The organism is Pantoea pleuroti (genome assembly GCF_014156615.1).
GTDB lineage: Bacteria > Pseudomonadota > Gammaproteobacteria > Enterobacterales > Enterobacteriaceae > Pantoea > Pantoea agglomerans.
In genome coordinates this window covers 22088-39053 of sequence record NZ_SBFD01000016.1, presented here as the reverse complement: position 1 = coordinate 39053, position 16966 = coordinate 22088, and the positions used below count along the sequence as shown (strand labels likewise).

The 16966-nt window shown below is 53.6% G+C and carries 11 protein-coding genes; 4 read left to right on the top strand and 7 right to left on the bottom strand.

Annotated features, from left to right (window positions below; all coding sequences use genetic code 11):
* Positions 1 to 2261 (top strand): Fe(2+) transporter permease subunit FeoB (gene feoB / locus EPG66_RS22200; RefSeq protein ID WP_182688129.1); only part of this gene is annotated, 2261 nt, incomplete at its 5' end.
* A 125-nt stretch (positions 2262 to 2386) separates the two neighbouring features.
* On the opposite strand, the gene EPG66_RS22195 is transcribed toward feoB, so the two are convergent.
* On the bottom strand, positions 2387 to 3418 hold the full coding sequence (locus EPG66_RS22195; protein ID WP_182688133.1) for an alpha/beta hydrolase fold domain-containing protein: 1032 nt from the start codon (positions 3416 to 3418) through the stop codon (positions 2387 to 2389).
* 539 nt (positions 3419 to 3957) lie between these two features.
* Between EPG66_RS22195 and EPG66_RS22190 the strand changes: the two genes are divergently transcribed.
* Positions 3958 to 4554: an amidohydrolase family protein gene (locus EPG66_RS22190; protein ID WP_155763657.1), complete on the top strand. Its 597-nt coding sequence runs from the start codon at positions 3958 to 3960 to the stop codon at positions 4552 to 4554.
* Between the two features lie 372 nt (positions 4555 to 4926).
* Here EPG66_RS22190 and EPG66_RS22185 read toward each other — a convergent pair whose 3' ends face one another.
* On the bottom strand, positions 4927 to 5964 hold the full coding sequence (locus EPG66_RS22185) for a tyrosine-type recombinase/integrase (RefSeq protein WP_182688127.1): 1038 nt from the start codon (positions 5962 to 5964) through the stop codon (positions 4927 to 4929).
* 948 nt (positions 5965 to 6912) lie between these two features.
* Between EPG66_RS22185 and EPG66_RS22180 the strand changes: the two genes are divergently transcribed.
* Complete coding sequence (locus tag EPG66_RS22180) at positions 6913 to 7383, top strand: SgcJ/EcaC family oxidoreductase (protein WP_031593793.1); 471 nt, start codon at positions 6913 to 6915, stop codon at positions 7381 to 7383.
* A gap of 299 nt (positions 7384 to 7682) precedes the next feature.
* On the opposite strand, the gene EPG66_RS22175 is transcribed toward EPG66_RS22180, so the two are convergent.
* The 5 genes from EPG66_RS22175 to ssuD all read right to left on the bottom strand — a co-directional run bounded on the left by EPG66_RS22175 (position 7683) and on the right by ssuD (position 14795).
* The gene (locus EPG66_RS22175) at positions 7683 to 8900 is read right to left on the bottom strand and encodes an acyl-CoA dehydrogenase family protein (RefSeq protein ID WP_069027118.1); all 1218 of its coding nucleotides are present in this window, start codon (positions 8898 to 8900) and stop codon (positions 7683 to 7685) included.
* Complete coding sequence (locus EPG66_RS22170) at positions 8893 to 10353, bottom strand: MFS transporter (RefSeq protein ID WP_031593795.1); 1461 nt, start codon at positions 10351 to 10353, stop codon at positions 8893 to 8895. The genes EPG66_RS22175 and EPG66_RS22170 overlap by 8 nt, the downstream gene beginning before the upstream one ends.
* A gap of 359 nt (positions 10354 to 10712) precedes the next feature.
* Positions 10713 to 12122 (bottom strand): LLM class flavin-dependent oxidoreductase, encoded by a 1410-nt coding sequence (locus EPG66_RS22165; RefSeq protein ID WP_031593796.1) that lies wholly within the window; start codon positions 12120 to 12122, stop codon positions 10713 to 10715.
* Between the two features lie 68 nt (positions 12123 to 12190).
* Positions 12191 to 13603: an FAD/NAD(P)-binding protein gene (locus tag EPG66_RS22160; protein ID WP_182688125.1), complete on the bottom strand. Its 1413-nt coding sequence runs from the start codon at positions 13601 to 13603 to the stop codon at positions 12191 to 12193.
* Between the two features lie 19 nt (positions 13604 to 13622).
* On the bottom strand, positions 13623 to 14795 hold the full coding sequence (ssuD, locus tag EPG66_RS22155) for an FMNH2-dependent alkanesulfonate monooxygenase (RefSeq protein ID WP_182688123.1): 1173 nt from the start codon (positions 14793 to 14795) through the stop codon (positions 13623 to 13625).
* 274 nt (positions 14796 to 15069) lie between these two features.
* Between ssuD and EPG66_RS22150 the strand changes: the two genes are divergently transcribed.
* A complete protein-coding gene (locus tag EPG66_RS22150) occupies positions 15070 to 16959 on the top strand; it encodes a sigma-54-dependent Fis family transcriptional regulator (RefSeq protein WP_182688121.1) in 1890 nt (629 codons plus the stop codon).
* The last annotated feature ends 7 nt before the right edge of the window (positions 16960 to 16966 follow it).

Here is a 16966-nt window from a genome sequence, read left to right as displayed (position 1 = left end):
TCACCGGTGCCCGACAGCGGGTAGGGAACTGGGCTGGCGTCACGGTTGAGCGCAAAGAGGGGCAATTTTTTACCGCGCAGTCAGATGTCCGGCTCATCGATCTGCCAGGCACCCGATCACTGACGACGCTATCTGCTGAAAGCTCGATAGATGAGAGCATCGCCTGCCAGTATCTCTATCAGGATCACGCCGATGTCGTGATTAACGTCGTCGATGCCTCCAGTCTGGAAAGTAATCTGTTCCTGACCTTTCAGCTGCTGGAACTGGGCGTGCCCTGCATTGTCGCCCTGAACATGCAGGATATTGCCGCCAGCCAGAACATCACTATTGATGTCGCAGCACTGTCAGCTCATCTGGGATGTCCGGTTGTTTCACTGACCTCAACCAGGGGTGATGGTATTGCCCAACTCAAAGCGCTGATTGACCAGCCTCATATTTACCGCGCACCGGAACGGGTACGTTATCCGGCCGCAATTGAAACCGCCATTGAGCAGCTCTGCAAGCAGATGCCCGCCGCCATAGCCCCACAAAAACGTTACTGGCTGGCATTGCAGCTACTGGAAGGGGATATCAACAGTCAGAAACTTTGTCCGGCGCTGGTTCCGTATTTGCCCGAGATTATGCAGCAGGCCGGAGGAGAGACCGGTGTGCAGATTGCCGATTACCGCTATCGCGCCATCAACGCAGTTTGCGCGGCCGTCAGTAACCTTCATCAGGCAATGCCCGCCGGTCTGACCCGCAGGATCGATAAAATTGTGCTGAACCGCTGGATGGGCATTCCGATATTCCTGTCGGTGATGTATGTGATGTTCGAGCTTTCAATTAACATCGGTGCTGCGCTACAGCCGCTGTTCGACAGCAGTTCAGTGGCGATATTCATCCATGGAGCACAATGGCTGGGCTATGTCTGCCACTTCCCTGACTGGCTGACGGTTTTCCTGGCGCAGGGTATCGGGGCCGGTATCAATACCGTGCTGCCGATCATTCCGCAGATTGGCCTGATGTTCCTGTTCCTCTCTTTCCTGGAAGACTCCGGCTACATGGCGCGCGCCGCCTTTGTGATGGATCGGCTGATGCAGTCACTGGGCCTGCCGGGAAAATCCTTTGTGCCGCTGATAGTCGGCTTTGGCTGTAATGTCCCGTCGGTCATGGGGACACGGACGCTGGATACACCGCGTGAGCGTCTGCTGACGGTGCTGATTGCGCCTTTTATGTCATGTGGCGCACGGCTGGCGATCTTTGCGGTTTTCGCTGCGGCATTTTTTAACAGTCACAGTTCCAGCCTGGTTTTCTCCCTCTATCTGCTGGGTATTATAGTGGCCATCGCGACCGGTCTGGTGCTTAAGCATACCCTGCTGGGCGGCGAAGCCTCGCCATTTATCATGGAATTGCCGGTCTATCACCGGCCTCATCTCAAAAGCTTGCTGTTGCAGACCTGGCAACGGCTGAAAATGTTTGTGGTGCGAGCCGGACAGGTCATCATCCTGGTCAGCATGCTGATTGGCGTACTGAGCAGCTTCGCCTTTAATGGCCAGATGGTTAATGACATTAACCACTCTGCGCTGGCGGCGACCAGCAAAGCGATCACGCCCGTGCTGTTGCCGATAGGGGTCACTCAGGATAACTGGCAGGCAACCGTGGGACTGGTGAGCGGCATCATGGCAAAAGAGGTCGTCGTCGGCACGCTCAACAGCCTTTACACTACAGAGGCAATCCAGAGCAGTCCATTTGATCCGCAGGCTTTCAACCTGCTGGATGAGCTTAAAGAGGCGCTGGCAGAGACCTGGGCGGGGTTAACGGCTGCCTTCAGAATTGATGCGCTGGCCCATCCCATCGATGCCAGTAAAGGCGATGGTGAGATGGCGACCGGCTCGATGGGCGTGATGTCAGCCAAATTTGGCAGTGGCTTTGCCGCTTACAGTTACTTAATTTTTGTCCTGCTTTATGTTCCCTGCGTCTCGGTCATGGGGGCTATTGCGCGGGAAGCCGGTAAAAAATGGATGATGTTCTCATTCTTCTGGGGACTCAACATCGCCTACACCACCGCCACGCTGTTTTACCAGACCGTCACTTTTGCCGACCATCCTGCATTCAGTGCTACCTGCCTGATAAGCGTGCTGGTGCTGAACGGAATCATCCTGCTGGCATTGCGAAAAGCGGGAAGCCGGGTGCAGTCAATACCGGTCATGCTCAGGGAGGAAAAGGGGAGTTGCCGCGGCTGCCACAGTAGCTGCAGTAAACAGGAAAATTACGTGCAGTAACGGCTAAAGCCTGGCGGGCCGGATGATACGTTACACGGACCTGCAGCAGTCGAGTGAGTTAATAAGCGCCAAATGAGTGCTTTCTTGTCTGCACAGGTTAACAGGCAAGAAAGCATCTCATTAAGTTAAAGGCTGGCGTCAGGATCTGCCGCTGATGGATTCTGTGATTTCACCGGTCCGCCCAGCGCCTGGCGGAACCAGTGGGTAACTTTGGTGATTACCTCAGGTTGATACCAGCGGTAATCACCATGCTCAGCCCCTTCAATCAATACGTATTCAGCACGGTCACCCGCTTTTTTAAGGGCGTTATAAAGATTCGCACTCTGCTCCGGAGAGACCAGAGTATCGTTGCTGCCGTGCATAATTAAAAATGGCGGTTTAACGCCTTTCAGGTGACCAACCGGACTTGCGTAAAGCGCTTTCTCGGGCTCGTCGGTCACTGATGCCCCGGCGAAATCGCGGAAAGCGGCACCATTAACCAGCAGAGCTTCAGTTACGGCAGGGGATTGATGCACTTTTTGTATTGCATCGGGAAAGCCTTCGCCGATGCTCCGTAGATCGGAAATGCCATACAACGTGGCCACCGCCTGAACATCTGAAGACTGCTCAGGGAAATCGCCTTTATCAAACGTTTTATCCCCATTAGTAGTCCCCATCATCTGGGCGAGCCATCCCCCAGCCGAATCGCCCAGAACCCCTATACGCGCCGGATCGATGCCATACTCTGAGGCATGCTGGCGCAGATATCGGACTGCGGCTTTGGCATCTAAAACTGGTGCCGGAAAAATATCAGGAATAGTGCGGTATTCTGCAGCAGCAACTACAAAACCGGCTTCCGCTAACGCCAGCCGCATTGAAATAAATTTGTCACGTTCCGCTGTCAGGAAACCACCGCCGGGAAAATAGACGATCGCTGGTTTCAATTCATTGGTGCGGGGAACCAGCAGTGACATATGCAATTGCCTGACAGAGCGCGTGCTTTTTACCTGGCGATAAACCACATCTCCGATATTGTCGATCTGGTCCTGACTGCTGTTAACCTTGATAATCTCTGCACCCTGAGCGTAGCCTGGCAGCTGATCATGAGCGGATGCGATGGTTGTAGTAGCGACTGAAAGCATAACAACTCCCGACATTAAGAGGGGCCAGTTTCCCATATTTTTATCCTGTAATGATATAAATGTTAATGCGTTGTCCGGTATGAGTATGACAATAAAGGCTGCAACTCTGTAAACCCGGACCATAATGTAAACGATTTAATATTGACACACTTAAGCAGCTGAAATTCAAACTTCAGACAACATTGACTGACACACTGATAAGACAGCAGCAAAAAGGATTAATTTCAGAAGTTAAATGATCTTTTCAGATTAATAATTTCATCGTATTTTTGGTATCTTCACCCTACCTCATTTCACCTATTATTCCCGCCCTGAAAAGAGTGATACGGATTTTTTAAAAAATTAAATGGAGTAGTAAATGAAACTTGAGTTTATAGCATTGTTGTCTCTTTTCTCTTTTTTACGCAGCAGCAGAAACGGTTGGATATCGGGCGGAGATCATCTACTTTAAAGCCGACCCAGCAAAAGATAAAGAAGCAGCCGCCCATTACAAAGGCAGCTATCTTATTGTTAAATATGTATATATTTTAAATTCGAGTGATTATACGACACTGAAAGATCAGCCGGTCGACAGCATGATTGACTACAGCGGGAAAATTATTACGCCTGGACTCGTTGACACTCATGTTCATTATCCTCAAATCACCATGATCAGTGAATATGGCGAACAGCTTATTGGCTGGCTCAATACCTACACGTTTCCAACAGAAATAAAATACAGCAATCACGCGTACGCTTCACAGGAAGCGTCTGTCTTCCTTGATCAGTTGGTAAAAAATGGCACAACCACGGCACTGGTGTTTGCAACCCGTTCGCCAGTCTCAGTTGATGCATTTTTTGAGCAGGCGTTAAAACGTAATATGCGTATGATCAGCGGTAAAGTCCTGATGGATAGAAATGCACTCGCTGAATTACTGGATACACCGCAATCAGCCTATGATGAGAGCAAAGCGCTGATTGAAAAATGGCAGCACAAAGGCCGTCTTGATTATGCCGTTACGCCACGTTTCGCGCCTACCTCCACTGACAATGAACTCACTATAGCTGGAAAATTGCTTAAAGAATTTCCGGACGTTTATCTGCATACCCATTTAGCTGAGAACAACCAGGATTTTCGTCGTCCTCGACCCTCAGGCTGGACAGGTTCTCGCCGGACGCAACAAAGAAGCTAAGAGCATCGAAGAGCTGCTGTTTGGTATGGAAATGTCAGGGGACGATCGAACTGTTACACACGCGTATGTGATGGGAACCAAAATGAAGTAGGGTTCGTGTAATTTTAATTCTCCTGCTGCAGTTCACTGAGCGCCAGAGCAGGGTTCACTGCCTGGCGCAGCAACTCACTCATAATTGCCGACGTGCTCTGTTTATCATGACAGAAACGCCGCAGGTGGTATGGCAGTAAGAATAAATCAATTAAATCAGCCGGATGAACGCTGTGGATACCCGCCGCAGCGATAATCCGTACCGGCTTACACACAGGCTGTCCACTTTTTCTGTGGATAACTTCAGCCTGAAAAAGGGCTTTATTCTCTTTTCAGGAGCCATCAGCCAGGATAATCAGGGTCACTATATTGCTCCATAAACTCCACCATGGCACCTTTGTGTGCATCCACATGGCGGATATAGCGCATCAGTGTTTCTGGTTTTTTCCAGGTGCCTTCCTGCATGATCCTGGCAATCGGATAGCCTTTATCTGCCATATCCTGCGCAGCTCCCACCCTGGCGCTGTGGCCACTCCAGCCGGTGTAGCGATTTTTGTTGGCCTTTACTGCGCCCACTTTTCCGGCAGTACGCCATGCACGGCTAAAAATCTGTTCCAGTGACCTTGTGCTCATCGGCTTTTCAGCAATCAGTGGCCGGCCAGACCGATGTACTGCAGTAAACAGCCAGGCATCAGGCTGGCTTGATATCCCGGACGCTTCAATCCACTCCTCCAGTCGCTGAGTCGAACGGGTGCTGAGCGCCTTAATCAATCCGCCGGTCTGCACAATAGTTTTTGTCCACGCCACATCCAGAATGATACGTCCATCGCCGGCACGCATCACATCCCGCACCCGCAATCGCGACAGTTCACTGATACGCAGTAGTGTCGCATAAGCCACATGTAAAAAAGCCAGATCGCGAAGCGCCTGAAGGTTATCAGAACCTGCCCATTCTTTATCCAGCGCCAGAAGATCAGTCAGCCTGAAGGGCACGGCCTGGCCTGCCCGCTCACCGTTGATCACGGCTACACGGTTTATCTTCTTCATCGTACGGAAAACCAGCGGAGAGACATTGGGCACCGGCAATCCGGCGTTACGGTGTAACATCGAAATTAACGCCGCGTGTGAAGTGACGGTTGAGGAGGCCCGGCCGCTTTGAGCCAGAAAAGAGAGATAGTCACGCAAATCGTCTGCACTCATGGGCAGGAAGCTGCGCTGGTTATCTTCCGACCAGCAATTGCAGATTCGCATTACGCTAAGCAGCTGTCGCCAGGTGTTAGGTGAGAAAGCCTCTTTATCCTGAACGAACTGCCGGAGCCGTTCGGTGATATCGCTATTCCGGTCAACCGTCAGAGGGGTTAACGGCACTAACTCACTCATATTTGCTCACTTATCAACCAAAGATGCCGATGATCGCGCTACGTTAATTCTGAGAATTAAGCAGGGGGATAACCGGGCAGAATTTACGTAGCGTTGTCATTTTCAGGGCGAACTTTACTGCTATCCATCTTAACCCGGCACCATCTATATGTCATGACTTCGTATAAGAACAATTATACGAAGTCATGATTGGGTGCAGCATCCAGCCTGGTTTTTACCGGATCGCGAGTCACTACAATCGGATGGGGCAGGGATGCATGGTGAGTACACACTGATGTTTATCGATAGGCGGAACGGCATCTGCTATCGGAACATCAGATTAAAACAGGATACTGACAAAAAAAACCTCAACGCGGGATAGTTTAAATTCTGAACCTGTTATCTGTTAAGACATCACTTAATTAAATCACGCATCCAGACGCTGATTTATTTAGCGCGGTAAACAGTGAAAATGCCAGAAAAATTTATTTAAATGAGCGCAGACAGGATTAAATAGTCAGCCTGTTGAATCTGACGCTCATAAAAAAACCCCAGATAACATTACCCAGAAGGGTTTTCCTTTGAAAACTTTTTTACTCTTAACATCACTGAAAAAATGGGCGGCACTATATTCACAGGCCTGAACTACAGACTGCTCAACTGTACTACTCACAAGCCTGGCGCTATTAAAATACAGGATAAAAAACTAAATCCTGCCTTTTTGAAGATTTAAATACCTGATGGTAATTATCATCAGCTATCTTGAAATCCAGCCAGTCAAAGCGTCGATACGTATATTTATCATATTTTTGAATCAAATGAGACTGGCCATTTATTTACCGCATCGGACTCATTTTCGATAAGACAGCATAACCATACCGCAATAGCGAATTATTAGCACTTTTTATGGCGGCGTCTGGGATGTCTCTCAGCACGCCGGCTTCCACCAGGGTAAAAGAGGATATTTTTATGAAAAAAACGTTATTATCATTATGCCTTTTAGGTCTCTCCTGCGCGCCTGCAATTACGCTGGCACAACAGCCCGTGACCTGTGTTAAAGCCTCCGAGCAGGATGTCGCAAGCCTGTTTAATACCTGGAATGATGCGCTGGCAACCGGCGATGCAACTAAAGTCTCTGAGTTATATGTCAGCGATGCCGTTTTACTGCCGACCATTTCAAATCAGGTACGTCTGACCGATCAGGAACGTATCGATTATTTTAAAGACTTCCTGAAAAAAGGACCGAGCGGTAAAATCGATTCCCGGACTATCAGAATCGGTTGTAATAAAGCGATTGATACCGGCGTTTATACATTTACTTTTAAAGATAGCACCCACGTCACAGCACGTTACACCTTCACTTATGTCTGGGATGGTCAGGGCTGGAAAATCTCAACTCATCACTCTTCAGCTATGCCAGAGCCTGTAAGTAAGCCTTAACAGCTACGCTGATGAAAAAAGAGCCAGTATCATGATGTAATGCTGGCTCTTTTCCCTTTGCACAAAAGTAACCCTGCAGGCTGGCAGAAAATAACGTCCGATTGATGCTTAATAAATGATAATTAACATACGTCGCGTTTAGCGTGTTTATTTCCTGCATCACGTACTGAATGACCGCTATTAAATGGCCAACGCCAGTTTCATGTCCGGATAAAATAAAAACTGTCGCTATGCCATGCTGCTTCCGTTGCCGGCTGATCCATTACCACACCCAAATACCTGCCCATGAAACAGCGATTTTATATCCCATTTCCATTGCCTATCTGCCAGATGAAGGTCGGATCGGTGCCGTTCACCTCCCAGTCACCTACGTTACGTAGCTTGTAGATCACCGGATTGTGCGACGACACCGTTCGTGCATTACGCCAGTGCCGGTCGAGTGCCTTGCTGACGCGGGTATCAGATGCACCCAGCGCATTGAAGAATTCTGTTGCCGCACGCGTCACCAGCTCAACGGCCACCGCCTGTGCCTGGGCAGACTCCACTTCGGCCAGCACGTTAGCCGCATGAAGCTGCGCCTCATCTGCGCCACTCAGTTGCAGCTCAAATGCCCTCTGCAACGAGTAGGTCGCCCGGTCGACAGCGGCTTCGACTGCCCATGCCCAGCTGCTTATCTGACCCACCACCTGCAACACCTGCACATCCTGCTTCACCTGCGAAGCATTACCATGACTGTAAATGCGTTTACGCTGCGCCACGCCCTGAGCGGCATCGCGTACCACTGCCCGCCCGATGCCCGCCAGCGTGGCCAGTAAGACATGCTGATAGAATGCCGTCTGATAGCGGAAACGCTCACTGAAATCATAGACATGTGGCAGTTCAACCCGGGCCTGATGAAAGCGCGTAGTGCCGCTGCCGGTCAGCCGCTGCCCGAAACCATCCCAGTCATCATCGCGCTCCACCTCATTCTGGTGGGTGTTCACGAGGGCAATCACGTCACGGCCGTTGTCAGTACGCTGAGCATAGACATCAATCCAGTCTGCATAGAGCGTGCCGGTGCTGTAGAACTTCTCACCACTGATCCGCCATCCCATTTCATCGGGAGAAACCTGAGTATTGACCTCACCCAGCTTCACCGCGCCGATTTCACTCCAGCCGCTGCCCACCAGCTCACCGTCCACAAAGCGGCGGAACCAGCGACGCCGATCCTCGCTGGCAGGCTGGTTCAGGCGATCCTCAATAAATGCGAAGTGCGCACGCAGCGCCTGTGGCAGGTTCGAATCTGCCTCAGCCAGTTCGGTCAGCAGAGCAAATAACTGGGGCAGCGAAACCCCAAAGCCGCCTTCTTCTTTGGGGATACGCAGGGTGCCGAAGCGTGCCGCTTTCAGCCAGTTGATCGGCTCATGCAATAGTGTGCGTTCGGTTTCACGGGCACTGGCCCCCTCAGCGATGCGGGCGAATAGCGGCCTGAAATGCTGAACCAGTTCGGCAAATTCGGTACGATTTAATTCAGACATGATCCTCTCCAGAGTCGGGTTGCTCATCGATGTCCTGTCGGGTCGGTTCAAAACGAATGATTAACAGGAAAATAATCGGGATAAGGGCGGCCAGTGAGACAATCCAGAACATATTGGTGCCGTAACGCGCCTGCAAAATTGGCAGAATAAACAGCGCCAGCGCGCTGCCCACACCAGAGAGCGAACGACTAAAGCCGACACCGGTGGCGCGTATGTGGGTCGGGTAGGAGAGCGCCGGATAGATCATCAACTGCGCGCCGGGTCCGAATCCCTCTGCGAAGAGCCACAAACCCAGCATCAGTACCGCAAACACCACGCCAGCAGTCGCCTGTGGATGACCGATCAAAGCCAGCGAAATCAGCGCGATAAACTGCAGCGCAAATCCGGCGATTGCGACATGCCGTGAAGGGAATTTCCACGCCAGTCGCATCCCCAACAGCCCGCCGGTAAAGGCGAACAACGCATTCAGTCCCAGTGAGGCAGAGATGGTTTCAAATACACCCGCGCCCAGAAATTGCGCCAGGATAGAGGGCAGGAAGAAAGCGATGGCGGTGTATTCAAACGAAATACAGACGTTCATCACCGCACTGACGACCGTGCGCTCCAGATAAGGCTTCTGAAACAGTACGCGGAAACGCACTTTCGGCGTCGCTTTCACCGCATCGGTTTTAGCGGGCGGCTCCTCATGCGCAACAATGCCGTAAGAGTCACGCAGAATACGCACCGCACCGCTCAGGTCGCCCTGATTCGCCGCCCACAGCGGTGACTCATTCATAAACTTACTGCGCACCGCAATAATCAGTAGTGCCGGTACGGCGCCAAACAGCAGCGAGGCGCGCCACAGCCAGTCGATATGTTCGGCGGGCAGCAGGAAATAAAGCGCAAAAATAATAAAGAAGCAGGCAGACGAAGCGGCATACCACATCGGGCACCAGGCTGCGAGGCGCGATGCTTTATTGCCCTTGCCGGAGAACTTAGAGAATTCTGCCAGATAGGCCATGGCAACTGGCAGATCGATCCCGACGCCGACGCCCATCAGAAAACGAGCACCAATCAACACCCATACATTGGGGGCCAGCCCTGCCGCAATGGCGGAGACGACAAAAAACAGCATGTCCGCCATAAACACTGAGTAACGGCCATATTTATCGGTCAGCCAGCCGCCGACCAGATTACCCACAATGGTGCCGATCATGATTGACGACGTTACCAGGCCCGTGAGTACCGGGGTTAAACCAAACTCCTTCACCACATCATCAATGCCGTAGGAGAGGGTAGTGAGATCGTAGGCATCAAGAAACACGCCGCCCAGCGCCAGGAAAACAATCCAGCGCGCATAGCTGTTTTTTTCGGTGTTACTGTTGATTAGCCGGGCCACATCACTCACCGATCGAACCGGTTGAGAGTGAGGCGGTGGCGCAGTCAAGGTGTTGTCAATTTCTAATGTACTCATCGTATCCTCGTTATTATATTCAGCAGGTAACGAGGGTTTTATATGAATTCCTGGCATAGTTAACAACCAACAATTACAGATAACTATTATAATTAATTCAATAAGATAGACTTATATTTCGCCCACACCAAACCCCGCATGAAGTATAAAATTCATCCGGTAGTATTCAGCGAAATGTTGTTTTTTATACTGCTGAAACGCGTGAGGTTTCAGCAGCACATGGCAGACCGGTTTAGCAACGGTTAACAGCAATGACCGGTCCGGTAATGCCGGTCCATCAACCGGCGACAAGACGTACTCTTGTCTCTTTGCACCTTGCTATGCGCCGGTTATTCATGCCGGGCAGCCAGCCGTCTCTGTTATGAAACTTCCACCCTGGCTGCTCGCTGTTCCAGATCCGCACTCCGGCGATAACCGGCACCCGGATGCGGCAACGTCAGCCGCGGCCCCTGGCCAAATAACTTTTCACGCAGCGTGCCGGGCTGATACTCCTGCTTGTAGACGCCACGCTTTTGCAGTTCCGGCACCAGCAGTTCCACCACGTCAGTAAAGGTTTCGTGCGTCACGGCGTAGGCAAGGTTAAAACCATCGACGTCTGTCTCTTCAACCCAGCTTTGCAGCTCATCGGCCACCGTTTCGGCGCTGCCCACCAGCAGCGGACCAAATCCGCCAATGCCTACCCAGTCTGCCAGGCCCTGCACCGTCCATTGGCGGTTGGGATCGGCAGTAGAGAATGTCTCAACCGCCGACTGAATCGCATTGGTGTGCAGATGTTTCAGTACCTGATCCGGCTGATACTGCCCGAAATCGATACCGGTCCAGCCTGAGATCAGCGCCAGCGCGCCTTCGTAACTGACATAGCGCTTGTACTCCTCCCATTTGGCCTGCGCCGCCAGGTCGGTTTCACCCACAATGACTGTCTGCAGGTTGAAGACCAGTATGGAGCGGGGATCGCGTCCCGCTTCAGCGGCTCTCCGGCGAATATCCGCCACGGTTTTCTTCAGCAGCACTTTCGAAGGTGCCGCCACGAACACGCATTCGGCATGTTCCGCCGCAAACGCTTTACCGCGGCTGGAGGCGCCCGCCTGGTAAAGTACCGGCGTGCGCTGCGGCGAAGGTTCGCACAGATGGATGCCGGGTACCTGGAAGAATTTACCCTGATGATTAATCGGATGGATTTTATTCGGGTCGCTGAAAATATGACGTTCACGATCGCGCAGGACCGCGCCATCTTCCCAGCTTCCCTCCAGCAGCTTATAGATAACCTGCAGGTATTCATCGGCATAGTCGTAGCGCGCATCGTGGTCGGTCTGGGCCTGATGTCCGATATTACGCGCGCCGCTTTCCAGATAGGAGGTCACAATATTCCAGCCAATGCGGCCTTTGGTCAGATGATCCAGCGTCGAGATCCGCCGCGCAAACGGGTAGGGGTGCTCAAATGACAGTGACGCGGTCAGGCCAAAGCCCAGATGTTCCGTCACCAGCGCCATCGGCGTGATTAACGCCAGCGGATCGTTTACCGGCACCTGCGTGGCGTGGCGAATCGCGGCCTGGTTATTGCCGTTGAGCACGTCGTAGACCCCAAGCACGTCAGCAATAAACAGTCCATCAAATCTGCCGCGCTCCAGCAGGCGTGCTAAGTCAGTCCAGTACTCCAGATCTTTATACTGCCAGGAACGATCCCGGGGATGCGCCCATAAGCCGGGCGATTGATGACCGACACAGTTCATATCGAAAGCATTCAGGCGAATTTCACGTTGCGATGACATAGCGACTCCTGGGCGGATGCGGCAATCGCTTGCCGCCCACCTTTTAGTGATTGTTCCGGAAGGGTGATTCAGTAGATGAGTGAGCCGGGACATCGCTCGCTGAGGGGCAGCGGCATAGTGGAAAGTAGCCGCCGTGCTACGGACTCAGCGTGTTCTGCAACCTGCGGTAATCCCATGAGTTCGCCAAAGCGACCACGCGCGGCAGGCCCGGCCACAAAGAGATGAGGATTGGCATCACCCTGTGCATTCAGCGTCTGTGACAGCGCGTTAACCTGAATGCCCAGCGCCAGCGGGTCAGGCTGAATCACGCCCTCGCCGTGGAGCTGGCGCAGCAGCGCGTTGCTTTTAAGCAGTGCGTTGTGCGCTGGCCCGGTGGTGACAATCACTTTATCCACCACCCGTATTTCTGATTGCGCTCCACGCCGGCGCAGCGCCAGCTGAAGATTGTTTCCCACCGCTTCTGCCCCCATCAGACGTGCCGCCAGCAGTGACAACTGACCGCTCGCCTGCTGCTGATTGAGTATCTGGCTTACCTGCGGGGCAATCCGGTAGCGATGAACATCCCACCAGGGTCGAAGATGGTGCAGAAAACGCTGCTGCTCATGCAGTGAAAGGCTCTGCCAGATACGCTGGCCGTTACGGCGGATATCATCCAGCACCAGCTGCCAGGGCAGATTTAACGCGGCTGCCTGTTTTACCTCCTGACGCACACGACGTAACCAGCCACGTGCGCTGGCGGGCTGCGGCTGACTGTAATCCAGGGTGTAGCTCTCATCGCTGCCGCTCAGGTTGGCACGCGGCAGCTGTCCACGGCGTGAGAAGGCGGTAATCTCTCCGCGATGCTGCTGGCGATGCAGCGATGCCACCACATCGGACATGGTCAGGCCTGAACCGATAATCCCTACCCGATCGTCAGGTGCGACCTGTGCCAGCGCGCCATTCTGCCAGGGATTGGCAATCAACCCCGGATGCCCCTGTAACGGCTTCAGCAGCGCGGGCAGATCCGGCGGTGGATGGCTGATTGCCAGCACCACCTGATCAGCCCGGATCTTCTGCCCTGAGGCTGTGGTCACTACGCCATCCTGCAGCGCAACTGCGCTGTCACGCAGATGGCTGAGTTTTACCGGCGAATGCTGCTGCTGATGCACAAACTGCGCATTGACCCAGCGACCAAACTCACCACGTTGCGGGTAAACATTGCCGTCACGCCACAACGCGTCCGGGTCGGCCTGAAAGGCGGGTGATGTGCGATAGTCGCGGTCAAATATGCCCTCTTCATCACCAGCAAGCTGCATTCTGGCGGCCGGCACATTGATGCGGTGGGCCGGATCGGTGGTGCCGTATGCCACCCCCTGAGCAAGCTGCGCTCGTGGTTCAATCACCGTCACGTGCAATCCTGCCTGGCCAGCCCGGGCCAGATGGATCGCCAGCGCGGTTCCGGTAAAACCACCGCCGATAATGACTATCTGCTGCTGTGACATAAGCAAGCCTTCTCTTCTGTTAACTGGCGCTGGCCTGTTTATCAGGACGACGGTCACCGCCAATGGTTTCACCAAAAGGACCGGTGTTCACGCTGCGCTGTTTCTTTTCGGCGTTAGCAGCCAGCGGTAACAGCGGCATCACCAGTTCAGCGAAGCGGTGCGCCTCTTCAAGGTGCGGATAGCCGGAGAAAATAAAGTTCTCGATCCCCAGCGCCTGATACTCCCGGATGCGATCGGCTACCTGTTGCGGACTCCCCACCAGCGCAGTACCCGCGCCGCCGCGCACCAGGCCGACGCCTGCCCAGAGATTGGGGCCAATGCACAGGCTGTCTCGCGAGCCCTGATGCAGCGCGCTCATCCGCGCCTGTCCGGCTGAGTCCATGCGGGCAAAGATCTTCTGCGCGGCGGCAATGGTCTCTTCATCCAGATGAGAAATCAGCCGATCGGCCGCCGTCCAGGCTTCCTCTTCGGTTTCACGGACAATGACATGCAGCCGGATGCCGTAGGAGAGGCTACGGCCATTCTCCTGCGCCCGCTGACGAACCACCGCCAGTTTTTCCGCTACCTGTTCAACCGGCTCGCCCCACGTCAGATAAGTGTCGATCTGATTCGCCGCAACGTCGATAGCGGCATCAGACGAACCACCAAAATAGAGCGGTGGGCCATTTTCCTGCACCGGCGGAAAGAGGATCTCAGCGCCTTCCACGCGGATGTGATCACCCGAAAAATCGACCTTCTCGCCTTTCAGCAGGCGGGAGTAAACCTCAAGAAACTCTCTGGTCACCTGATAGCGCTCTTCATGACTCAGAAAGATGCCGTCACCTTTGTTCTCAACCGGATCGCCCCCCGTGACCACGTTAATCAATAAACGTCCGCCAGAAAGCCGATCCAGCGTGGCCGCCATACGCGCCGCCAGGCTTGGCGGTTGCAGGCCAGGACGCACGGCCACTAAATAGCGCAGCTTTTTGGTGATCGGAGCCAGTGCAGAGGCGACAAGCCAGGAATCCTCGCAGCTCTTACCGGTCGGGATTAATACACCGTAGTAGCCCAGATTATCTGCCGCCAGCGCAACCTGCTGTAAATAGGGTAAATCGACTGCTCTGCCGCCTTCGGTGGTGCCAAGATAGCGCCCATCGCCATGGGTGGGCAGAAACCAGAAGAGGTTGAGGTTTTCCTGTGTCGCATGGCTCATTAGCTGATTCCTTTATAACGATATTTAAATTTAATACATAGACATAAATTCTTTAGTTATATAGGTGTTAGCAGGATACATGCCAGTCTGTTTATAAAAATTTATCTCATCAATTCAATAACATATTTATATTTTCTCTTGCTGAATATTGCTGCATTTGCGACAGGTAAAGTTACAGTCTGCTGCATTGGCAACAATCCGGCCCGGTTAACCTCTCGTTTCCGCGTTATCCACGCGGTATGGTCATGGCTTTCCTGTTAACCCGGTGAATAAGATGCAGATTGCCAGCCCTGAGTTGATTGACCCCGCATCGCGCGCCTTTAAAAGCGTGCTGGATCAGCTTGCACCTACCGACGCGACGGTGCTGATCATTGGTGAAACCGGCACCGGCAAAGAGGTGATGGCGCGCTATCTGCATCATCACAGCGCCCGCAGCAGACAGCCGTTTCTGGCGGTCAACTGTGGTGCCCTCACTGAGAGTCTGGCGGAGTCTGAACTCTTTGGTCATGAGAAAGGGGCATTTACCGGCGCACAGGATCGCCATCGCGGCTGGTTTGAGGCGGCAGAGGGCGGGACGCTGCTGCTGGATGAAGTCGGTGAACTGAGTGCGTCACTGCAGGTGAAGCTGCTGCGCGTGCTGCAGGAGCGTGAGATTACCCGTGTGGGTTCCTCCAGGGCTGTAAAGGTCAATGTGCGGGTCATTGCGGCCACCAACCGTGACCTGGCGGTGGCGATCCGTGAACGGCGCTTCCGGGAAGACCTCTACTACCGGCTCAATGTGGCCAGCGTCACGCTGCCGCCGCTGCGCCAGCGCTGCGAAGATATCCCGGTGCTGGCCACTCACTTCCTGCAGCTCTATGCGCGCCGTCTGGGCCGACCTCAGTTACGTCTCAGTGAAGATGCTGTCGCCACGCTGATGGACTACAGTTGGCCGGGCAACATCCGCGAGCTGGAGAACACCCTGCATAATGCCGTCCTGCTCAGCAAAACCTCGCTGGTCACGCCGCAGCAGCTCCGGCTGAATAATCTGACGGGTAGCGAGCTGCCACCGGGAGAGGAGGCGCTGGATCAGTTTTTACGACAGCAGATGCAGAAGAGCGAAACACCGCTCTATCCCCGGGTGATTGAGGCGCTGATAAAGAATGCGCTGGAACTCACTCAGGGCAATCAACTGCAGGCCGCCGCGCTGCTTGGCATCAGTCGTCATACGCTGCGCACCCAACTGGGCCATCTGGGAGTGATTAAACCGCGCCGCACTTCACTGCGTCAGCGCGACACTTCTCTGAATCAGCAGCCAGAACGGGAGCGGGAACTGCGCATCGGTTATCAGAAATTTGGCAACCTCGGCATCCTGAAAGCGCGCCAGTCACTGGAACAGCAGCTGGCCGATAAAGGCGTCAGCGTGCTGTGGAGTGAGTTTCCTGCGGGTCCGCAACTTCTGCATGCGCTGAGCCAACAGGAGATCGATTTCGGCACGACCGGTGAAGTTCCTCCCTTGTTTGCGCAGGCCAGCAACAGCCCGATGGTTTATGTGGCCTGGGAACCCGCCGCGCCGCAGAGCGTGGCACTGCTGGTACCGAACAGCAGCCCGGTTCAGCAGATTGGCGATCTCAGAGGAAAACGCATCGCCGTAAATCGTGGTTCCAACGTTCACTATCTGCTGCTGCAGATTCTGGATGAAGCGGGTTTAGGGCTGGATGATGTGCGCATCGTCTATGCACCGCCAAAATATCCACTGACGCCCAGCGATCTCAACGCAGTGGATGCCTGGATGATGTGGGATCCGCTGCTCAGCGATGCAGAGAACAGCGGACAGTTCAGGGTGATCGCTGATGGCACCGGCCGGGTCAATAATCATCAGTTTTACCTTGCCGAACGCGGGTTCGCGGCGCAGTCGGGCGATCTGCTGCAGGTTCTGCTCACCGCGCTGGAGCAGACTGGCCGCTACATCGATGCACACCGCGCAGAAGCCGCTGCGTTGCTCTCCACCGAACTCGGGATATCAGCGCCTTCACTGATGCATGCCTTAACGCGGCGCAGCCATCAGACCCAGCGCATGAACTTAGCCATCATCCGGGAACAGCAGACCATCGCTGACCGCTTCTATGCCCTGGGGTTATTGAGTCGCGCCATTCGGGTACGTGAGTCGGTCTGGCATCCATAGCGTTTTT